The following is an 18,571-nucleotide window of genomic DNA, read 5'->3' on the forward strand; positions in this document are numbered from 1 at the left end:
ACGTCCTTTTATGCAGGACACCCTCTGAGTTTAGATGTTTAGCTGAGAAAGTGCGGAAGCAGATGCGCAGTCAGTCACAAATTCGAAGAAGTTTGGGAAAAGGACAGAGCCTGGAAGCCCTGTCCTGAACGAATTACAACGCGAAGAACTGATACGTCGTCGAGGACTTATAAGTCTGACCCGGTTTGACCCAGCAGCCCGGTTGCGGCCAGGTGGCGTGATTCGGGCTGTCCGGCAGAAATTCGCTTTCCAGCGCGACACCGCTGTAACTGGCGTATTCACCGCCGCTGCGGTTCGGTGTTCCGCCCAGGAAATTACCGCTGTAGAGTTGCACGGCGGGCGCAGACGTAAACATTGTCATTTTGACTTTGCCGTCGGCAGACCACAAATGCGCTGCCGGATTGCTGCCGCTGTTGCAGGTGCGGTTGAGCAGATAGGCGTGGTCATAGCCTTTCACGCGTTGCTGGTCGCGGTCGGTGAGGAAATCTTTCGCCAGCGTTTTGGCTGCGTTGAAATTCATGCCGGTGTTTTCAACCGGGGTCGGATCCGCACAGGGAATGCCATCGCTGTCGACCGGCAGGAAACGGTCCGCAAACAGTTGCAGCTTGTGCTGGCGCGCATCGGTGCCTTCGCCGTCGAGATTGAAATAGGCATGATTGGTCAGATTGACCGGGCATAGCTTATCAACCGTCGCTTCGTAACGGATTTCCAGACGGTTATCGTCAGTCAGCTGGTAATGCACTTTCGCCGTCATGTTGCCCGGATAACCCTGATCGCCGTCGGCCGAAAATAGCTGGAACGTCAGCTTCTGCGCGGTCTGTTCGAGAATAGTCCAGCGACGCGCATGGAAACCTTCCGGCCCGCCGTGAAGCTGATGCACGCCCTGATTGGCGACCACCAGATGCGGTTTGCCGTCGATATCAAACTGCGAGCGGGCGATACGGTTGGCGTAACGTCCGACGGTCGCGCCCAGATACGCGCTCTGGTTCATGTATTCCTGCGGCGACTGGCAGCCCAGCAGCAGTTCACGCGTGGAGCCATCCGTCAGCGGCAGGGTAAAGGATAACCAGGTCGCGCCCCAGTCCATGAATGTGGCGGTGGCACCTGCCGCATTCTGTAGCGTAACCTGTTCAAACGGCTGGCCATCGGGCGCCAGTTGCGTGTTTTCAGGTTTTAACATATGCCTGCTCCTTGGGAAGCTGTGCAAACGTAGAAGGTTTCTTTCAGACCGCTGTGCGCGTGATATTGCTGTTCAACGGCATGACGGACTTTCTCCACCATGTCTTCCGGCACCAGCGCCACGATGCAACCGCCAAAGCCGCCGCCGGTCATGCGCACGCCGCCTTTATCGCCAATCACTTCTTTAACGATTTCCACCAGCTTATCGATTTGCGGCACGGTGATTTCAAAATCATCACGCATTGAGGCGTGAGATTCTGCCATCAGCTCGCCCATACGTTTCAGGTCGCCACTGGCCAGCGCATCAGCTGCTGCCAGCGTACGGTCATTTTCTGTGATGACGTGACGTGCACGGCGGGCAACGACCGGATCCAGCTCATCCTGAATGGAGAAGAACAGGGCAGGGTCAACGTCACGCAGCGCTTTTACGCCAAAGAAGCGTGCCGCCACTTCGCACTGTTCGCGACGGGCATTGTATTCGCTGTCCACCAGACCGCGTTTCACGTTGGAGTTGATAATGACCACCGCGGCGTTTTTCGGCATGGACACTGCACGGGTTTCCAGCGAGCGACAGTCGATCAGCAGTGAATGATTTTCTTTGCCCAGCGCAGAAATAAGCTGATCCATAATGCCGCAGTTACAGCCGACAAACTGGTTCTCCGCTTCCTGACCGTTCAGTGCCAGCGCAACGCCGTCCAGCGGCAGATCGTACAATGATTTCAGCGCCTGACCGACCGCCACTTCCAGCGATGCGGATGAACTCAGGCCTGCACCCTGTGGCACATTGCCGCTGATCACCATGTCCGCGCCGGAGAAATCTTTGTTACGCAGCATCAGATGCTTCACCACGCCACGCACGTAGTTGGCCCACGGGTGCGCATCGCTGTGCAAAATAGGCTCGTCGAGCGAGAAGCTGTCTTCGTCGTTATCGAAATCGGCGGCGATCACGCGGATGGTGCGGTCATTACGCTGTGCACAGGCAATCACTGTTTCATAATCGATGGCGCATGGCAGCACGAAACCGTCGTTGTAATCGGTATGTTCGCCGATCAGATTTACGCGGCCCGGTGCTTTGATGGTAATGGTGGCAGGGTAGCCGAATTTATCGGCAAAGATTTCCAGGGTTTTGGTCTTCAGTTTCATTATTTTTCTCCGGCCTCACGATAATGGACATCACTCACCGCCCGCAGACGCTCGGCGGCTTGTTCCGCTGTCAGGTCGCGTTGGGTCTCAGCCAGCATTTCGTAGCCGACCATAAATTTGCGCACCGTGGCTGAACGTAGCAACGGCGGATAGAAATGTGCGTGCAACTGCCAGTGTTCGTTGTCGTCTTCGGTAAATGGCGCGCCATGCCAGCCCATCGAATACGGGAAAGAGCACTGGAACAGGTTGTCATAACGGCTGGTCAGCTTTTTCAGCGCCAGCGCCAGATCACCGCGTTGTGCATCGCTCAGTTCGGTAATGCGTTTGACGTGAACTTTCGGCAACAGCAAGGTTTCGAACGGCCACGCTGCCCAGTAAGGCACCACCGCCAGCCAGTGTTCGGTTTCGACCACCGTACGGCTGCCATCGGCCAGTTCGCGCTGCACGTAATCCAGCAGCATCGGCGAACCTTGCTGTTCAAGATAGGTGCGTTGCAGGCGATCTTCGCGTTCGGCTTCGTTAGGCAGGAAGCTGTTGGCCCAGATCTGACCATGCGGATGCGGGTTGGAGCATCCCATCGCCGCGCCTTTGTTCTCAAAAACCTGCACCCATGGATAGGTTTTTGCCAGATCCGCGCTTTGCTCCTGCCAGGTTCTGACGATCTCCGTCAGGGCTTCAACCGACAGTTGTGGCAGCGTTTTGCTGTGATCCGGCGAGAAACAGATCACCCGGCTGGTGCCGCGTGCGCTCTGAACGCGCATCAGCGGATCGTCGCTTTCCGGCGCAAAAGGGGTATCCGGCATCAGCGCGGCATAATCATTGGTAAACACAAACGTGCCGGTGTATTTCGGATTCACATCGCCAGTCACACGGGTGTTGCCCGGACACAGGAAACAGTCCGGGTCATGCGCAGGCAGCGTTTCCTGCGAAACGGCTTCCTGCTGGCCTTGCCACGGACGTTTTGCGCGGTGCGGGCTGACTAACACCCACTGATCGGTCAGCGGGTTGTAGCGACGATGCGGGTGATCAATCGGGTTAAACGTGGTCATAAACTTTCCTTAGTGCACCTTAGTCCGGGTAGCCTTGCGGGTTTTTCGACTGCCATAGCCAGGTATCGTTGGCCATGTCTTCAAGCGTTCGGGTGACTTTCCAGTTCAGCTCTTTCGCCGCTTTGGTCGGATCCGCCCAGTAAGCCGGTAAGTCGCCCTCACGGCGCGGTGCAAACTTGTAATTCACGGGCTTGCCGCAGGCTTTGCTGAAGGCATTTACCACATCCAGCACGCTGTGGCCGAAGCCCGCGCCCAGGTTATAAATATGTACGCCCGCTTTGTTGTGCAGGGTTTTCATTGCCGCCAGATGGCCGTCGGCAAGATCCACCACATGGATATAATCACGCACGCCGGTGCCGTCCGGTGTCGGATAATCGTTGCCGAAAATCGCCACGGACTCACGACGGCCTACCGCTACCTGCGCGATAAATGGCATCAGGTTATTTGGCACGCCCTGGGGATCTTCACCCATCAGGCCAGACGGATGCGCGCCGACCGGGTTGAAGTAACGCAGCAGCGTAATGCTCCATTCAGGTTCTGCACGCTGCACATCCTGCAGAATTTGCTCGACCATCAGTTTGCTGCGGCCGTACGGGCTGGACGGATTGCCGGTCGGGAAATCTTCAACGTAAGGCGTTTTTGGCTGATCGCCATACACGGTCGCCGAAGAGCTGAAAATCAGGTTTTTAACGCCAGCTTCACGCATGGCTTCAACCAGCACCAGCGTGCCGGTGACGTTGTTGTCATAATAAGCCAGCGGTTTTGCCACCGATTCACCCACGGCTTTCCAGCCAGCGAAATGAATGACGGAATGAACAGGGTGCTCACTGAAAATTTTATCGAGAAGCGTGCGGTCGCGAATATCACCTTCGTAGAACAGCGGCGTTTTGCCGGTCAGGCTGTGGATGCGTTCCAGTACGCTGACTTTGCTGTTATGAAGGTTATCAAGAATGATTGGCGTAAAGCCTGCATCAATCAGTTGCACGCAAGTATGACTACCGATGTAACCGCTACCACCTGTGACTAAGACGTACATAAGAGCTCCCCGATGATTATCTTGATGCAACGATATCACGCTGCAAGGCTGAAAAAGGTGATCCATCCCCAATAAAATGGAATCGCTTACACAAACAGTTTACCACCTTTCAACATGACTCAACAGGTGCTGCGTGCCATGCAGAAAGCCTTCTGCAGCCGGCAGCAATCCAGAAAGGATGGGTTGTGTAATCGCTTACACTAACATTTATGCTTTGTCTGAATCAGTTTTCCGTGCTCATTTTCAGACTCCAGCCGGGGAAATGCCGACATTTTGTCCAGTAACCAGCGGCGGAGCGTCACGATGTCATCGCGCAGTGCTTTCTCTTTTGCGGTCACCAGATAATAGTTTGCGCCGGGAAGATATTGAGGGAATGGCGTGGTCAGAATGCCTTTTTCAATGAAGTCATGGGCCAGTAAACTGCTGACAATCGCCACGCCCTGGCCGGCAATTGCCGCCTGAATGGCATGGGTTTCATCTGTAAAGCGCAGGCCGCTGTCGGTATTTAATTGCGCGGGACCGACGTGTTTTTTCCAGTTTTCCCAGTCGGGAGAAGGATGGGGAATATGACGGTTTTCCACATGAAACAACGTCACCTCTTTCAGATCTTCCATCGTTTTCAGCGCCAGTGCAGGACTGGCAACCAGCACAAAAGTGTCGTGATAAAGCAACGTTGAATCGAGGCTTTCATTGGCGGATTCACTGTAACGGATCGCCACATCCACGGTATTACGGGTTAAATCCACCAGTTCGATGCCGGTGTGCAGGCGTAAATCCATTTCGGGCGCTGCGGCTTTTAAGTCCGCCAGCCGCGGCACCAGCCAGTGCGTCAGGAAATTGGACGTGGTGGTCAGTGTCAGTGCCGCAGGCAACCCGGCGTGATGGATTTCTTCGACGGCTGCCTGTAATCCGGCAAATGCCTGCCGGGTGGCCTGGCGCAGAATTTTCCCCGCAGCGGTTAGCCTGACCTCACGGGCGCTGCGCTCAAACACCGCCGTGCCCAGTGCTTCTTCAAGCACACGGATCTGATGGCTGATGGCGGTGGCCGTCACGCCGATATCTTCTGCCGCGCGTTTGAAACTCCTTTGCTGCGCCACGACATCAAACGCTTTGAGCGAACCCAGCGGCGGTAAACGGATCTTCTTCATGATGAGTTATTTTCATCCATTGCTGAAATCTATGACTTTGAGTTAGCTAAAATAGGCGGTGTAAGCTCTTTTATCAACACGATGAAGATGAAGCATATTCATCTGCTGAGCCGATGAATGTTGATAAAGGAACTTGCTATGAACGCCAAAAAATTACCCATGCCGTTGCTGGCTTCTGCGCTGGGCACGCTGTTTGTGCTGAACCTGGCGCTGACACTGCTGAGCGTCGCCTTTTACGGTCTGGACACACCGCTGTCCCACTCGCTGGCGGGGGCTGCCGCACTCTTTTTTGTACTGTTTATCATCAGCGAACGTTATCACCCCGAACCGCTAATGCCACGCCATCTGCGGTCGTCGTTGCTGTTACAGATAAGCCTCTGGACGCGTATTTTCGTCACGGCGGTCACTTATGCCACGTGGTTCATGCTGGCGGTGGCGATGTATCAGCTTTACGGATTGGGTGTACCGGGCATTATTCTCAGCTTCGTTCCCTTATTGCTGATGATGCTGCCGGGCAAAGCGCTCAGCGAAAAGCTCGGGCGGGGAATGACATCTGCCCGCATCTTGCTGTGGGGGTTTATGATTGCGGCGGGCGGACTGGAGGGGATGGCGATGACACCCTCGTTCTGGCCGGTGCTGCTGCCGGGATTGTTACTGACCGGATTCGGGGCGGGTATGGTTCGCCAGGCCGCCGCGGCAGAAAGGGATCTGCTCACCGGGGCCGAATACCATTATGCAATCCTGCTGGGAGGTTGGGTTCGGGTGAGCAGTACCATAGTGATACTGGCACTGCTCATTCTGCTACTGAGAAATAACCCCGGCCAGCAGGGGATTGAAAACGGATTTGCATTGCTGGCGGCACTGGCGCTGGCTGGTGTCGTGACCGCGCTGATGGTTCCCGCAAAGGCGAAGCAAAATAACGTTACAGCGCGTCAATCTGATAACGGTAGATTTCGCCATCAGGAATAAAGCTCAGCCGGTGAGTAATACATTCCGGCGCATCTTCCGCATGATGCGAAACAAACAGCAACTGGGTTTCGCCTTCGCCGATCAGAATATCGACAAAACGGCGCACCAGCTGGCGGTTGATCGGATCCAGACCCTGCAAAGGTTCATCCAGAATTAACAGCGCCGGATGCTTGACCAGCGCGCGGGCGATGAGCGCCAGCCGCTGTTGTCCCCAGGATAAACTGTGGAACGGGCTATCACTGGCATCGCCGTCCAGTCCGAGCAGTGTCAGCCATTGCGAGGTGAGCAATCTCTGCCGGTCAGATACCGCCTGATAAATGCCGATCGAATCGAAGAAGCCGGAAGTAATGACATTGCGCACGCTGGTGCTGACGCGATAATCCAGATGCAGACTGCTGCTGACGTAGCCGATATGGCGTTTGATGTCCCAGATGGTTTCACCGCTGCCACGCCGGCGACCGAACAGCGTCAGATCATTGCTGTAGCCCTGTGCGTGATCGCCAGTGATAAGGCTCAGTAAGGTGGATTTCCCGGCACCGTTCTGGCCGGTGATCTGCCAGTGCTGACCGTGATCGACCTGCCAGCTCAGATTGTGCAGGATCGGCTTGTCGTTGTCCTGCACCACGCCGTCACGCAGTACGATCAAAGGGCTGTCGGCAGGCGGACTGACGCGGGCTGTCGGATCTTCTGCTTCCGGCACAGCCATGCCGTTCAGGCTTTCGCTGTGTGCCAGTTGCGCGACCAGCGCATCAGCCATCACCTGTTCGCGCGCACCCACCGAGGCCAGCGTGCAGTCAGCCAGAACGCCGACATTTTTCACAAATGCAGGAATGTCGTCAAAGCGGTTAAGCACCAGCACCATCGTCTGACCTTCGCCGGACAAGGTTTCCAGCAACTGTGCCAGTTGCGCCCGGGCGTTGACGTCGAGGCCATCGAACGGCTCATCAAGCACCAGCAAATCGGGTTTTTGCATCAGCACCTGGCACAGCAGAGTCTTGCGCGTTTCGCCGGTCGATAAATATTTGAAACGGCGGTCGAGCAATTTCTCAATACCAAACTGTGCGGCAAGGGCAGCACAGCGGGCGGGGTCGCGCACTTCATCCTGAATAATTTCAGCGGTGGTGCGGCCGGTATCGTCTTCACCTTCGCTCAGTAAGTCGGTGTTGTTACGCTGCCATTCATCGGCCACCAGCTTCTGCAACTGTTCGAATGAGAGACGCACAATATGCGGAAAATTGTTTTCCCGGGTACCTTTCAGCAGGGTTAAATCGCCTGCCAGCGCTCGTGCCAGTGCGGATTTTCCACTGCCATTTGAGCCGACAAATGCCCAGCTGTCGGCCTGCTGGATATTCAGATCAGAAAGTGTGAGGGTCCGGGTATCACTGAGACGGAAAACGCCTTGCGAGATATGTAACGACGACATCTTAATCTCTCATTTTCAAATGATTATAAAACAAGGGATAAGCGCTGCACCTTCGCAAGTCAATTGACAAATCTGCAAAATGAAAACGCTGATTTTGCAAGATACTGATTAAATTCTGCTTTTAGCACAGGGTGGCCAGGATCACTTTGTCGTCATCAAACTGCGCGTAAACGCTCTGACCGTTTTTCAGAGCCAGTTTATCGGCTTCGGCATTCGGTACCGTCGCACACAGAATTTCACTGCTTTGCAGTTTCATCAGCACTTCGCTGCTGTTTTCACCGCGCTGGATGTGGGTGACACTGCCCTGCAAGGCGTTATGCGGATTTTCTGCGGTGAAGCCAAGGGTGATCCAGGGCGCTTTGATCAGCACCAGCACTTCCTTGCCGGGCGTTAACGCCAGACGGTCTGCGCTTTGTTCAGTGATCGCGGCGCGGATTTTTGTTTTGCCGTCAGCCAGCAGGACATCAATATGCTGCTGAACGGTGCTGTTATCGCGTTCAATCACGTTGCCGAAGAACTGGTTGCGCGCGCTGGTTTGCAGGGAGAAGCGTGAAATGGCCGCCAGCAAACTGTCGAGAGGGAGCGAATCTTCTTTTAGCACGTCGAAGGCTTTTTGCTGGATTTGCGCCAGTAATTCATAAAGCTGGATCAGGCGCTCGCCGTAAGGTGTCAGCACTGCGCCGCCACCGCCTTTCCCGCCGGTGCTGCGATCGACCAGCGTCTGATCGGCAAGCTGATTCATTTCATTGATGGCATCCCAGGCGCTTTTGTAACTGATGTTCGCGAGCTTAGCCCCCTGACTGATTGAACCGGTGTGGCGCACCTGCCGCAGTAATTCAATACGGCGCGGATCGGCAAACAAACGTTGCTGAAGTTTAAGGGTTAAGAGAATTTCGGCTTGCATCGCAGCTTCCTTGTTAGAATCATGGCTTATTGTCGCCGCTAAACCTGCAGGCAGGCAAGTTGGCTAAATGCTAAAGTAATTACCGTCCCGTGCTGTTATTATCCGCAACAGTTTGATTTTTCGTTTTTGACTTCATGTACGAAGTCCAACATCGCCTCAGGGCGATTCAGCCAGTTAAGTGAGGCTATCATGTTAGAACTATTAGAAAGTTTGATTTTCGCTGCCATCATGGTGCCGGTCTTCATCGCTGTGATCCTGGGCTTGATCTGGGGGCTGGGCGAAGTATTCAACATCATCTCTCACGTGGGCCACTCTAAAGAATCCCGTGAGAAACCTCATTACTGATTAATGAGACTGTTTGTTTCCGGAACCCGGCCCTTGCGCCGGGTTTTCTTTTTTCCAGGTTTTCTTTTTATAGTTCAGATCAAAAAAACATAGGTTATCTCCCCCTGATTCATAAAAATGAATGACATCGTTTTTCGTCGCGCTATATTAAAGATTACATAGCGAAATATCTCTTCATAAAGGCGAAGGAAAACGATGACATATCAATGGGGTAAAGTATTCACCGCAACCATTCTGGTCGCAGGGCTTGGCGTTCAGGCGCAGGCAGCAGAGAAAATCACGGTGTTTGCCGCTGCATCACTCACCAATGCTTTGCAGGATATCGCCACCCAATACCAGAAAGAAAAAGGCGTGCAGGTGGTCTCATCCTTCGCCTCATCTTCGACACTGGCCCGCCAGATTGAACAGGGCGCGCCGGCAGATTTGTTTATTTCTGCCGATCAGCAATGGATGGATTATGCCATCAGCAAGCAGCAGATGGTCGATAACACCCGTTACACGTTGCTGGGCAACGAACTGGTGCTGATTTCTGCGGCTAACAGCAAAATCAACAAAGTCGACATCTCTGAGAAAACCGAATGGACCAAACTGACGGGCGACAGCCGCCTGGCGGTGGGTGACCCTGATCATGTCCCGGCCGGGATTTATGCCAAAGAAGCGCTGCAAAAACTGGGTGCCTGGACCACGCTGGAACCTAAACTGGCGCGCGCCAGCGACGTCCGTGCGGCCATGGCGCTGGTTGAACGCGAAGAAGCGCCAGTGGGCATAGTTTATGGTTCTGACGCCGTCGCCAGTAAAAAAGTGAAAGTGATCGGGATTTTCCCTGCCTCCAGCCATAAGCCGGTTGAGTATCCGATGGCGATGGTGAAAGGGCACGAAAATGCCACCGTCAGCGGTTTTTATGATTATCTGAAAACCCCGGCAGCGGCTGCAATCTTCAAAAAATACGGTTTCACGCCTCGCGGCTAAGTTCATCGCTGTTGCTGAAAACAGATAAAGCCTGCGCTGCGCCAGGAGGCTTTATCTGTCCATCCCGGTTTCTTTCCCCGTGTGTGATTCTCTATACTTTGACGTAAATTAAAGCCTGCGAAATTTTTGCCGATATTTTATCTCTGCGACACATAAATTCAGGATTAAGAAACCGACATGATGTTGAGTGAATATGAGTGGCAGGCGGTACTTCTTAGTCTGAAAGTATCGAGCCTGGCCGTTGTTTGCAGTCTGCCGCTTGGTATTCTGATGGCGTGGGTCCTCGCCCGCGGCCGCTTTCCCGGCAAGTCCCTGCTCGACAGTATTATTCATTTGCCGCTGGTATTACCGCCGGTGGTGATTGGCTATTTGCTGCTGGTGGTGATGGGGCGGCGCGGCTTTATCGGCCAGCGTCTGTACGAATGGTTTGGTTTCAGCTTCAGTTTTAGCTGGCATGGTGCAGTGCTGGCCTCGGCGGTGGTGGCATTTCCGCTGATGGTGCGGGCGATACGCCAGTCGCTGGAGGCGGTTGACCCCAAACTTGAACTCGCCGCCCGCACGCTCGGTGCTTCGCCGTGGCGGGTCTTTTTCACCATCACACTGCCGCTTTCCGTGCCGGGCGTCATTGCCGGCGTGGTGCTGGCATTTGCCCGTTCGCTGGGCGAGTTTGGTGCAACGATCACCTTCGTCTCGAATATTCCGGGTGAGACCCGCACCATTCCGCTGGCGATGTATACCCTGATTGAAACGCCGGGCGCGGAAGGCGCTGCCGCACGGCTCTGCGTGCTGGCAATCCTGCTGTCTCTGGCGGCATTGCTGATTTCTGACTGGCTGGCAAAACGCAGCCGTATCCGGCTGGGAGGCTGACATGCTTGAACTCGATTTCAGCCAGACGCTGGGCAGCCTGGAATTACAGGTGTCGCAGACCTTACCGGCGCAGGGGATAACGGCCATTTTTGGTTTGTCAGGCGCAGGAAAAACCTCGCTGATTAATGCGATCGGCGGCCTGACCCAACCTGATAGTGGCCGCATTACCTTGAACGGCCGCATCTTATCGGATAAGCAAAACAACATTTTCCTGCCGCCAGAAAAACGCCGCGTCGGTTATGTTTTTCAGGATGCGCGACTGTTCCCGCATTACCGTGTGAAAGGCAATCTGCAATACGGCATGGCGCCGTCGATGCGCGGACAGTTCGATAACATCGTGCGGTTGCTCGGTATCACCCCCTTGCTGGACCGCTTCCCGCTCACGCTTTCAGGTGGCGAGAAACAGCGCGTGGCAATTGGTCGTGCGCTGCTGACAGCACCGGAAATTTTACTGATGGATGAGCCGCTGGCCGCGCTCGATATCCCGCGTAAACGCGAACTGATGCCTTACCTGGAGCGTCTGGCGCAGGAAGTCAGCATTCCGATTTTGTATGTGACGCACAGCCTCGATGAGATTTTACGTCTGGCGGAAAAAGTGCTGGTGCTCGACGGCGGTAAAGTGCTGGCCATGGGCACTTTGGAAGACGTGTGGGCGAGCAATGTGATGCGGCCGTGGCTGCCGAAAGAAGAGCAAAGCAGCGTGCTGAATGTCAGCGTACTGGAACATCATCCGCGCTATGAAATGACCGCACTGGCCATTGGCGATCAGCGTTTATGGATCAGTAAAGTCGAAGAGGTGCCCGGCACGGCGTTGCGCATTCGCGTGAATTCCACGGACGTTTCGCTGGTGCTGCAACCGACGGCTAACAACAGCAGTATCCGCAATATTCTGCCAGCGAAAGTGCTCGAATGTCTGGATCTGGGGAATCAGGTGGAGGTCAAACTGGCGATGGCCGATCACATCATCTGGGCGCGGATCTCGCCGTGGGCGCGGGACGAACTGATGATCCGCGCAGGCCAGTGGTTGTATGCGCAGATCAAAAGTGTGTCGGTCAGTCGTTAATCGTATTGCACCTTACTTTTCTGACGGGTTAAAGGCGGCGTAAAGCACCAGAACCTCTTCGGCAAACGCATCATCAATAATATAGAAATAGCATTCCGGCACGTTAAGCACCCGGGCGAAATGACACATGGTGTCGAAGTTCGGGCTGTACGTGCCGTTTTCATATTGCGACACCCGCGAACGCGCAGTGCTCTCATCTATTCCGGCTAAAACACCCAATTTTTCCTGCGTAAGTCTGGCTTTTGTCCGTGCGGATTTCAGTCGATGTGGGATCATTATCAATAACCATAGAAACTGTATTGACGTTATGTTTAGCATCACTTAACATTATTGTTGTTTAGAGTTACTGGACATCGTTATATGTCAGTGTAATTCACAATTCAGATAGTTGAACAAACAACATAAGGAAGAGGGATAAAAATGGAAAATGACTGGCATCCGGCAGATATCATTGCTGCATTACGTAAGAAAAAATCCTCACTGGCGGCGGTCTCGCGTCAAGCCGGTTTAGGCTCATCCACACTGGCCAATGCGCTGGCGCGTCCGTGGCCGAAAGGGGAACTGATCATTGCTCAGGCTCTGGATATCCATCCGTCGGTGATCTGGCCCAGCCGGTACTTCGACGAGAATAAGCAATTAATTACCCGCGCCGTCCGGCCGGTCAGGAATAAGACGCTGAAAAGCGACTGATTATCCTGCAAAAAAACACCTTCCTCTGTGGCAGAGGAAGGTGCATTGGTAAAATTAGTTCAACACTTTATTACGGATAACTTCAGCGATGCCGGGTGTTTCGTGATCGCCAATCACCAGCGCGGCACGTTCTTTGATAGCATCTGCTGCATTGCCCATCGCCACGCCCAGACCGACATTTTCCAGCATGCTCAGGTCGTTGTAGTTATCACCGAACGCCACCACATCCTGCATGCTCATACCCTGCGATTCGACCCATTCCTGCAAACGGCGACCTTTGCTGTTGCCTCCTTTCGCCACATCTACCTGATCATGCCATGACCATTCGCAGGCCAGACCCAGCTCGTTTTCAACCTGTGAGGCAAACGTATGCAGGGCATCGAGATCCTGATGTGAGGTGGCGAATTTCCAGATCGACTGCGCATCATCAGCGGCTTCGCGAAGACTGTTCACCTGAATAATGTTTGGGCGCTGATGTTCCGGCAGGGTTTGCCCCCAGGCAATGGACCGGCTGACGTGGCCGCTCGGTTGCTGATACAGCATGGCGTCATCGACATACAACAGACCGTGGATGCCGTGATATTCCAGCAAGTCGACCACTTTTTTTGCTTTGACCGGATCCAGCGGATCAGAAGTTAAGACCTTACGTGCCTGATAATCATACAAATAGGTGCCGTTACAGCAGATAGCAGGTGTATCGAGCTGCAATGCCTGATAAAACGGATGGATAGCGACATGATGGCGTCCGGTCACGACGACCACTTTGATTCCCTGTGCACGGGCATCGGCCAGTGCGGCAAGGGATTCTGGAAGGATACGTTTTTGGCGGTCCAGCAGCGTCCCGTCGAGATCGAGCGCAATAATGCGATAAGTCATGAGCAGTCCATCGTAAGTGAGGGGGAATAAGGGGAAATTATCGCCATATTACCTTTTTTAGCCTGCTAATTAAACCGGGTATCCGGCACTAAAGGTGCCGTCGTATCGTGCTAACCTGAGCTACGCTGTAAAAAACATAACGACTCATTCAGTCTTAATAAGGAGATGTGATGAAGCAAGTTGTCTACATTGCCAGCCCTGAGAGCCAGCAAATCCACGCTTTTCGTCTGGCAGACAATGGTGAACTGAGCCTGCTGCAAACGGTGGACGTTCCGGGACAGGTTCAGCCGATGGTGATTCATCCCGATGGTCATCGTCTTTACGTCGGCGTACGTCCTGAGTTCGGCGTGCTGACCTACCGCATCGACCATGAAGGTAAACTGGAAGAAGCCGCGATGGCACCTCTGCCGGGCAGTCCGACGCATCTGGGTATAGACCTTCAGGGGCGTTTTGTGTTCTCCGCGTCCTACAGCTTTAACAATGTCAGCATTCATCCGCTGGATGAAAAAGGCCTCGCACTGGCCCCGGTGCAGGTGCTGGAAAACATCCAGGCTCCGCACTCAGCCAATATTGACCCGACCAATCAGGTGCTGATGATCCCGGCGCTGAAAGAAGACCGTATCCGCCAGTTTGACTTCAGTGTGAACGGCGAAGCGACGCCGCATAACGCGCCGGAGCTGAAAACCGCAGCGGGTGCGGGCCCGCGTCATATGGCATTCCACCCGAATCATCATTTTGCCTACTGTGTAAATGAGCTGAACAGCAGCGTGGATGTGTACCAGAAAGACGTCACCAGCGGCGAATACCGTCAGGTGCAGACACTGGGGATTATGCCCGCTGATTTCACCGGCACCTGCTGGGCGGCCGATTTGCACATCACGCCGGACGGCAAATTCCTGTATGCCTCAGACCGTACTGCCAGCCTGATTTCTGTGCTGACCGTCTCAGAAGATGGCAGCGTGCTTGAACTGGCCGGGCATCACGCCACCCAGACACAGCCGCGTGGTTTCAATATTGATCACTCCGGCCAGTATGTGATCACCGCAGGACAGAAATCGGATGCGATTGAAGTCGCTAAAATTGATCCGCAAAACGGTCAGCTGACGACGTTGAAAACCTACGCGGTGGGCAAAGGCCCGATGTGGGTAAGCATTCTGGAAATTAATTAATCACGGCTGTTTACTGGTTAGTTTATCTAATGATTTATTTTTAACTGATCAATAATACCGCTCTGAAATAATGATCAAGCCCCTGTAATAAGGGGCTTTTTTATTGCCTGTGCTATACGTGCTATATATAAGAAATATTTTAATGTTTCTATAAATGTTGAACATTGCTGGTCGATAACTCTCCCGTTATTCACTGATTCTTCGGTGGCGTTGCCACTTCAGAGTCAGTCCTTTTGGTTATCAGGGAGAAGAAAATGAATGTACTTTCAGGGATCGCTGGCCGGGTTCGCCATGCCTCAATTGCCAGCAAGCTCGGTGCAGGATTTGCGCTGGTGTTGCTTCTGGGATCCTTTATCGCTGTGTCCGGTGTCTACCATCTGACCAGCATCAATCAACGCGCTGAAAAAGCGTCCTTGCTCAAGACCGTTAACGATCTGCTGAGCGATGCCAAATTTACCCGGCTTTCATATATGGCCAGCAAAGACCCCAAATTTGTTGAAGAAAACCGCCAGGCGCTGGATAAACTGGAAGCCCGTCAGGCTGATGTTGAGGCGTACTCCTGGGATCCGCAAGACCAGCGTCTGGTGGAAACCATGCCGGAAAATATCCGCCGTTATCGTGAAAGCTGGCAGCACACGCTGAATCCTCCGGCAGGCAGCGATGCGGAAAAAATCACCGCGCAGTTGGCCGAAGCCGGGCTGGCCCTGACCTCTGCGTCTAACACGTTGCTCGATCATGAGATGAACAATCTGCATAACGAAGTGACGCGCACCATTTCTGAAATGCTGGTGATCATTGTGGCGACTGTGGTTGCCGGTGTGTTGATTTCGTGGCGCATGACCCGTCAGCTGACACTTCCTCTGCGCCGCACGCTGCAAACCGCAGAACGTATCGCTGCCGGTGATCTTTCTACTCATGCCACCAGCCACAGTTTTGACGAAGTGGGGCAACTGAGCCGCGCCATTGAAACCATGAACCAGAACCTGCACGGCATCATCGGTGATATCCGCGAAGGCGTAACGCAGGTGACCCGCGCTTCGGGCGAAATAGCCGCAGGTAATATCGATCTGTCAGCCCGTACCGAAGAGCAGGCGGCAGCGCTGGGGCAAACAGCGGCCAGCATGGAACAACTGACCTCAACGGTGAAACAGAACGCCGACAATGCCGCGCAGGCCAGTCAGCTGGCCTCCGATGCGGCCAATACGGCGGCACGGGGGGGTAAACTGGTGGCCGATGTCGTGGGCGTGATGAAAGAGATTACTGTCAGTTCGAAGCAGATTTCCGAAATTACCACGGTCATCAACAGCATCGCTTTCCAGACCAATATTCTGGCGCTGAATGCTGCGGTTGAAGCGGCGCGGGCAGGGGAGCAGGGCCGCGGTTTTGCCGTGGTCGCCAGCGAAGTCCGCAGCCTTGCGCAGCGCAGCGGGCAGGCGGCGAAAGAGATTGAAGGGCTGATTGGTAAATCGGTGATTAACGTCAATAACGGCTCTGTGCTGGTTGGCAAAGCGGGTGACACCATGGAAGAAATCGTCGGCTCTGTCCGTCATGTCACGCAAATCATTCATGAGATCGCATCGGCGTCTGACGAGCAAAGTCGCGGCATCAGTCAGATTGCGCAGGCGGTGGCAGAGATGGATACCGTCACCCAGCAAAACTCGGCGCTGGTTCAGCAGTCTGCCAGTGCGGCGGCTTCGCTCGATGAGCAGGCGGTGAATCTGGAACGCACGGTGTCGGTATTCCGTCTGGGCAACGAAGCGTTGTAACATTTTCGCAGAACGAAGTCCGCAGAACGAAAAAAAACCGCCGGAGGCAACCCCGGCGGTTTTTTCATGGCATCAGACTGAATTACTTCGCAGGCTGTGTCAGCACGTTGTTGTACTGCCACAGGCGGTTGAAGTTAGTGTCATTCAGATTGCGCTGTTGTTTCTCATCTTTTGGCACGTTGCCGGCAAATGGCTGGCCGGAGAAGACAGAAGCGCCCCACGGATTCATCTGGTCATAGCTGTTGTCGAAGCTGCTGTCGCGGATTACCAGCTGGCTGCTTGCGCCATCAGCATCCCACGCACGCCCCATTTTCGCTTTCGCAGCCTGCTCGAAGCCACGGTCGCCGGTCAGGTTGCTGTCGATCACCAGGAGGCCATACGGTGCAGCTGCTGGCGTGTTTGGCGCAAAGACAGACGCCTGTTTCACGCCACGGCTGCTGACGGTGTGGAATTCAACGTGGTCAAAGACGGCATTCGCCCGGCCAAATACGTAATCCACATCACCCACGATCAGGCTGTTATGCACGTATGCACGGCTGTAACGGCTGTTGTCAGTCTGGTTGTGGATGTTGGCGGTGTTCACCATAAAGGTATTCTGGCGGCCAATCAGGCGCACGTTATCCAGAATCACATTGTCACCGTCGGTACGCAGCGCAACGGCGGAATGATCGCCCCCGTCAACAGTATCGAGCAGGGAATTGCCGATGGTCAGGTTCTGAATCTGCACACCGTTGCTTTGTGACCACACGGTCGCGGTACAGCCGGTGCCGATGGTTTCAGTGGTCAGGGTGGCGCAGTTCTGGAACATATAGAACGCGCGATCGCCCGGCAGGAACTGGCCGTTAGGACTGACTGTTGAACGGTAAGTGGCGGGTGCCGCTGCGGCTTCCAGACCTTGTGCGAGGGTCACATCAGCAGAGCTGTTGCCCGCACCGAATAAGGTGACCGGTGGTGAACCCGCCGGGATGTACACGGCACCGTTGTAAGTGCCTGGCAGGATTTTAATGAAGATACGTTCACCGTGGTTACGCACAGCCAGTGCCGCGTTTACCGCCATCTGAACGTTAGAGTATTCTGCGCCGTCGGTGCCTAACTGCGGGCCGACCACGAAATGGGTGTTCACACCGTCAGTGCTGGCCAGTTTAGGGAACCAGCCCTGTTGCTGAACCTGCAAAGAAGGGCCGCCAAAGGCCAGATAATTTTTCGTTGTAAAATTGGCCGCTTCGTCCGCTGATAACACGGGCAGTGACGCGGTGCCCGGAGCAACCTGGCTGGATAAGCCTTGATGGCTGCTGCTGCATGCCGCCAGGATCAGGCTGGCAGACAACATAGCGCACGCGCGCGACAGGGTGGAAATTTTCACTGTGACTGACTCCTTGATGAAGAAGATTGTTCTTTTTTTCAATGTTGCGGTCATCGCCGCAATAAAAAAACGGTGGCCAGTAAAACTGACCACCTTTTCTGCGTCTTTTATACCACAGGAATCAGCTGTATATCACTGTCAGTGATGCTTTGCCGAGAGTATGGAAATGCACATTGAAGCCAAGATACGCGCCGCTGGCATTCTCATCGACTTCCAGCGTTTCTGTATCGATGGCGTATACGGTGAAATGATAGTGATGGTGTTCGCCCTGCGGAGGGGCTGCGCCGCCATAACCGGCTTTGCCAAAATCGGTGCGGGTCTGCACGGCACCGGCAGGTAAACCGCCTTTGCCGGAGCCCGCGCCTTGCGGCAATTCGGTGACGTCTGCCGGAATATTCGCGACGCCCCAGTGCCACCAGCCGGAGCCGGTCGGGGCATCCGGGTCATAAACGGTTATCACAAAACTTTTGGTGCCCTCGGGGGCACCGGACCAGGCCAGATGCGGCGAAAGGTTGTCGCCGTTGTAGCCCATGCCGTTAAAAACCTGCGTTTCCGGCATTTTGTCGCCATCGCGCAAATCATTACTGGTGAGTGTAAATGCCATAGAACCCT

General features: G+C 54.4%; 18 protein-coding genes and 2 pseudogenes. 9 read left to right on the plus strand and 11 right to left on the minus strand.

The window, feature by feature from the left end:
- Positions 1 to 133 precede the first annotated feature (133 nt).
- From galM to LC431_RS03335, 5 genes are all read right to left on the minus strand, one after another.
- Positions 134 to 1,180 carry a galactose-1-epimerase gene (gene galM / locus LC431_RS03315; protein WP_223509254.1) on the minus strand — a complete coding sequence of 349 codons (1,047 nt, stop codon included), beginning with the start codon at positions 1,178 to 1,180 and terminating at the stop codon, positions 134 to 136.
- Positions 1,174 to 2,322 (minus strand): galactokinase, encoded by a 1,149-nt coding sequence (galK, locus tag LC431_RS03320; protein ID WP_013576412.1) that lies wholly within the window; start codon positions 2,320 to 2,322, stop codon positions 1,174 to 1,176. The genes galM and galK overlap by 7 nt, the downstream gene beginning before the upstream one ends.
- Positions 2,322 to 3,371, minus strand: a complete 1,050-nt coding sequence (gene galT / locus LC431_RS03325) for a galactose-1-phosphate uridylyltransferase (RefSeq protein ID WP_013576411.1) — start codon at positions 3,369 to 3,371, stop codon at positions 2,322 to 2,324. Before galT ends, galK begins: the two co-directional genes overlap by 1 nt.
- Positions 3,372 to 3,390: 19 nt before the next feature.
- Positions 3,391 to 4,407, minus strand: coding sequence for a UDP-glucose 4-epimerase GalE (gene galE, locus LC431_RS03330; RefSeq protein WP_112198509.1), 1,017 nt, complete (start codon positions 4,405 to 4,407; stop codon positions 3,391 to 3,393).
- 200 nt (positions 4,408 to 4,607) lie between these two features.
- Entirely contained in the window at positions 4,608 to 5,555 is a 948-nt protein-coding gene (locus LC431_RS03335; RefSeq protein WP_223509256.1) for a LysR substrate-binding domain-containing protein, read from the minus strand.
- Positions 5,556 to 5,693: 138 nt separating this feature from the next.
- On the opposite strand from LC431_RS03335, the gene LC431_RS03340 reads away from it, so the two are divergent.
- A complete protein-coding gene (locus LC431_RS03340; protein ID WP_223509258.1) occupies positions 5,694 to 6,524 on the plus strand; it encodes a hypothetical protein in 831 nt (276 codons plus the stop codon).
- Here LC431_RS03340 and modF read toward each other — a convergent pair.
- Both modF and modE read right to left on the minus strand, forming a co-directional pair.
- Positions 6,478 to 7,947 (minus strand): molybdate ABC transporter ATP-binding protein ModF, encoded by a 1,470-nt coding sequence (modF, locus tag LC431_RS03345; protein ID WP_223509260.1) that lies wholly within the window; start codon positions 7,945 to 7,947, stop codon positions 6,478 to 6,480. The two genes, LC431_RS03340 and modF, sit on opposite strands and share 47 nt — an antisense overlap.
- A 121-nt stretch (positions 7,948 to 8,068) precedes the next feature.
- Entirely contained in the window at positions 8,069 to 8,851 is a 783-nt protein-coding gene (modE, locus tag LC431_RS03350) for a molybdenum-dependent transcriptional regulator (protein WP_112151656.1), read from the minus strand.
- Between the two features lie 189 nt (positions 8,852 to 9,040).
- On the opposite strand from modE, the gene LC431_RS03355 reads away from it, so the two are divergent.
- From LC431_RS03355 to modC, 4 genes are all read left to right on the plus strand, one after another.
- Positions 9,041 to 9,196, plus strand: a complete 156-nt coding sequence (locus LC431_RS03355) for an AcrZ family multidrug efflux pump-associated protein (RefSeq protein ID WP_013576405.1) — start codon at positions 9,041 to 9,043, stop codon at positions 9,194 to 9,196.
- 195 nt (positions 9,197 to 9,391) lie between these two features.
- Entirely contained in the window at positions 9,392 to 10,165 is a 774-nt protein-coding gene (gene modA / locus LC431_RS03360; protein ID WP_013576404.1) for a molybdate ABC transporter substrate-binding protein, read from the plus strand.
- Positions 10,166 to 10,342: 177 nt separating this feature from the next.
- Positions 10,343 to 11,032, plus strand: a complete 690-nt coding sequence (gene modB, locus LC431_RS03365) for a molybdate ABC transporter permease subunit (protein ID WP_013576403.1) — start codon at positions 10,343 to 10,345, stop codon at positions 11,030 to 11,032.
- Between the two features lies 1 nt (position 11,033).
- Positions 11,034 to 12,095, plus strand: a complete 1,062-nt coding sequence (gene modC / locus LC431_RS03370) for a molybdenum ABC transporter ATP-binding protein ModC (protein ID WP_217244053.1) — start codon at positions 11,034 to 11,036, stop codon at positions 12,093 to 12,095.
- A 12-nt stretch (positions 12,096 to 12,107) separates the two neighbouring features.
- On the opposite strand, the gene LC431_RS03375 is transcribed toward modC, so the two are convergent.
- Entirely contained in the window at positions 12,108 to 12,371 is a 264-nt protein-coding gene (locus tag LC431_RS03375; RefSeq protein WP_013576401.1) for a helix-turn-helix transcriptional regulator, read from the minus strand.
- Between the two features lie 144 nt (positions 12,372 to 12,515).
- Between LC431_RS03375 and LC431_RS03380 the strand changes: the two genes are divergently transcribed.
- The gene (locus LC431_RS03380) at positions 12,516 to 12,785 is read left to right on the plus strand and encodes a helix-turn-helix transcriptional regulator (RefSeq protein WP_013576400.1); all 270 of its coding nucleotides are present in this window, start codon (positions 12,516 to 12,518) and stop codon (positions 12,783 to 12,785) included.
- A gap of 54 nt (positions 12,786 to 12,839) precedes the next feature.
- Here the strand turns inward: LC431_RS03380 and LC431_RS03385 are convergent, their stop codons facing one another.
- On the minus strand, positions 12,840 to 13,661 hold the full coding sequence (locus tag LC431_RS03385; protein WP_013576399.1) for a pyridoxal phosphatase: 822 nt from the start codon (positions 13,659 to 13,661) through the stop codon (positions 12,840 to 12,842).
- A 170-nt stretch (positions 13,662 to 13,831) separates the two neighbouring features.
- On the opposite strand from LC431_RS03385, the gene pgl reads away from it, so the two are divergent.
- The 3 genes and pseudogenes from pgl to LC431_RS26375 all read left to right on the plus strand — a co-directional run.
- Positions 13,832 to 14,830, plus strand: coding sequence for a 6-phosphogluconolactonase (gene pgl, locus LC431_RS03390; RefSeq protein WP_013576398.1), 999 nt, complete (start codon positions 13,832 to 13,834; stop codon positions 14,828 to 14,830).
- A 254-nt stretch (positions 14,831 to 15,084) separates the two neighbouring features.
- Positions 15,085 to 16,467 (plus strand): annotated as a pseudogene (locus LC431_RS03395) (methyl-accepting chemotaxis protein); the annotation flags it as partial.
- Between the two features lie 17 nt (positions 16,468 to 16,484).
- Positions 16,485 to 16,535, plus strand: a pseudogene (locus LC431_RS26375) (hypothetical protein); the annotation flags it as partial.
- 143 nt (positions 16,536 to 16,678) lie between these two features.
- On the opposite strand, the gene LC431_RS03405 reads toward LC431_RS26375, so the two are convergent.
- Together LC431_RS03405 and LC431_RS03410 are read right to left on the minus strand one after the other, a co-directional pair.
- Positions 16,679 to 17,959 carry a putative acyl-CoA thioester hydrolase gene (locus tag LC431_RS03405; protein ID WP_223509262.1) on the minus strand — a complete coding sequence of 427 codons (1,281 nt, stop codon included), beginning with the start codon at positions 17,957 to 17,959 and terminating at the stop codon, positions 16,679 to 16,681.
- Between the two features lie 121 nt (positions 17,960 to 18,080).
- The gene (locus tag LC431_RS03410; RefSeq protein ID WP_013576395.1) at positions 18,081 to 18,563 is read right to left on the minus strand and encodes a kinase inhibitor; all 483 of its coding nucleotides are present in this window, start codon (positions 18,561 to 18,563) and stop codon (positions 18,081 to 18,083) included.
- Positions 18,564 to 18,571 lie beyond the last annotated feature (8 nt).

Source organism: Rahnella sp. GSA61A (assembly GCF_019969905.1).
GTDB lineage: Bacteria > Pseudomonadota > Gammaproteobacteria > Enterobacterales > Enterobacteriaceae > Rahnella > Rahnella aceris.

Bases quoted from the DNA above. Each gene is read 5' to 3' on its own strand.
- galM (WP_223509254.1), bottom strand. From the start codon at position 1,180: ATGTTAAAACCTGAAAACACGCAACTGGCGCCCGATGGCCAGCCGTTT.
- galK (WP_013576412.1), bottom strand. From the start codon at position 2,322: ATGAAACTGAAGACCAAAACCCTGGAAATCTTTGCCGATAAATTCGGC.
- galT (WP_013576411.1), bottom strand. From the start codon at position 3,371: ATGACCACGTTTAACCCGATTGATCACCCGCATCGTCGCTACAACCCG.
- galE (WP_112198509.1), bottom strand. From the start codon at position 4,407: ATGTACGTCTTAGTCACAGGTGGTAGCGGTTACATCGGTAGTCATACT.
- LC431_RS03335 (WP_223509256.1), bottom strand. From the start codon at position 5,555: ATGAAGAAGATCCGTTTACCGCCGCTGGGTTCGCTCAAAGCGTTTGAT.
- LC431_RS03340 (WP_223509258.1), top strand. From the start codon at position 5,694: ATGAACGCCAAAAAATTACCCATGCCGTTGCTGGCTTCTGCGCTGGGC.
- modF (WP_223509260.1), bottom strand. From the start codon at position 7,947: ATGTCGTCGTTACATATCTCGCAAGGCGTTTTCCGTCTCAGTGATACC.
- modE (WP_112151656.1), bottom strand. From the start codon at position 8,851: ATGCAAGCCGAAATTCTCTTAACCCTTAAACTTCAGCAACGTTTGTTT.
- LC431_RS03355 (WP_013576405.1), top strand. From the start codon at position 9,041: ATGTTAGAACTATTAGAAAGTTTGATTTTCGCTGCCATCATGGTGCCG.
- modA (WP_013576404.1), top strand. From the start codon at position 9,392: ATGACATATCAATGGGGTAAAGTATTCACCGCAACCATTCTGGTCGCA.
- modB (WP_013576403.1), top strand. From the start codon at position 10,343: ATGATGTTGAGTGAATATGAGTGGCAGGCGGTACTTCTTAGTCTGAAA.
- modC (WP_217244053.1), top strand. From the start codon at position 11,034: ATGCTTGAACTCGATTTCAGCCAGACGCTGGGCAGCCTGGAATTACAG.
- LC431_RS03375 (WP_013576401.1), bottom strand. From the start codon at position 12,371: ATGATCCCACATCGACTGAAATCCGCACGGACAAAAGCCAGACTTACG.
- LC431_RS03380 (WP_013576400.1), top strand. From the start codon at position 12,516: ATGGAAAATGACTGGCATCCGGCAGATATCATTGCTGCATTACGTAAG.
- LC431_RS03385 (WP_013576399.1), bottom strand. From the start codon at position 13,661: ATGACTTATCGCATTATTGCGCTCGATCTCGACGGGACGCTGCTGGAC.
- pgl (WP_013576398.1), top strand. From the start codon at position 13,832: ATGAAGCAAGTTGTCTACATTGCCAGCCCTGAGAGCCAGCAAATCCAC.
- LC431_RS03410 (WP_013576395.1), bottom strand. From the start codon at position 18,563: ATGGCATTTACACTCACCAGTAATGATTTGCGCGATGGCGACAAAATG.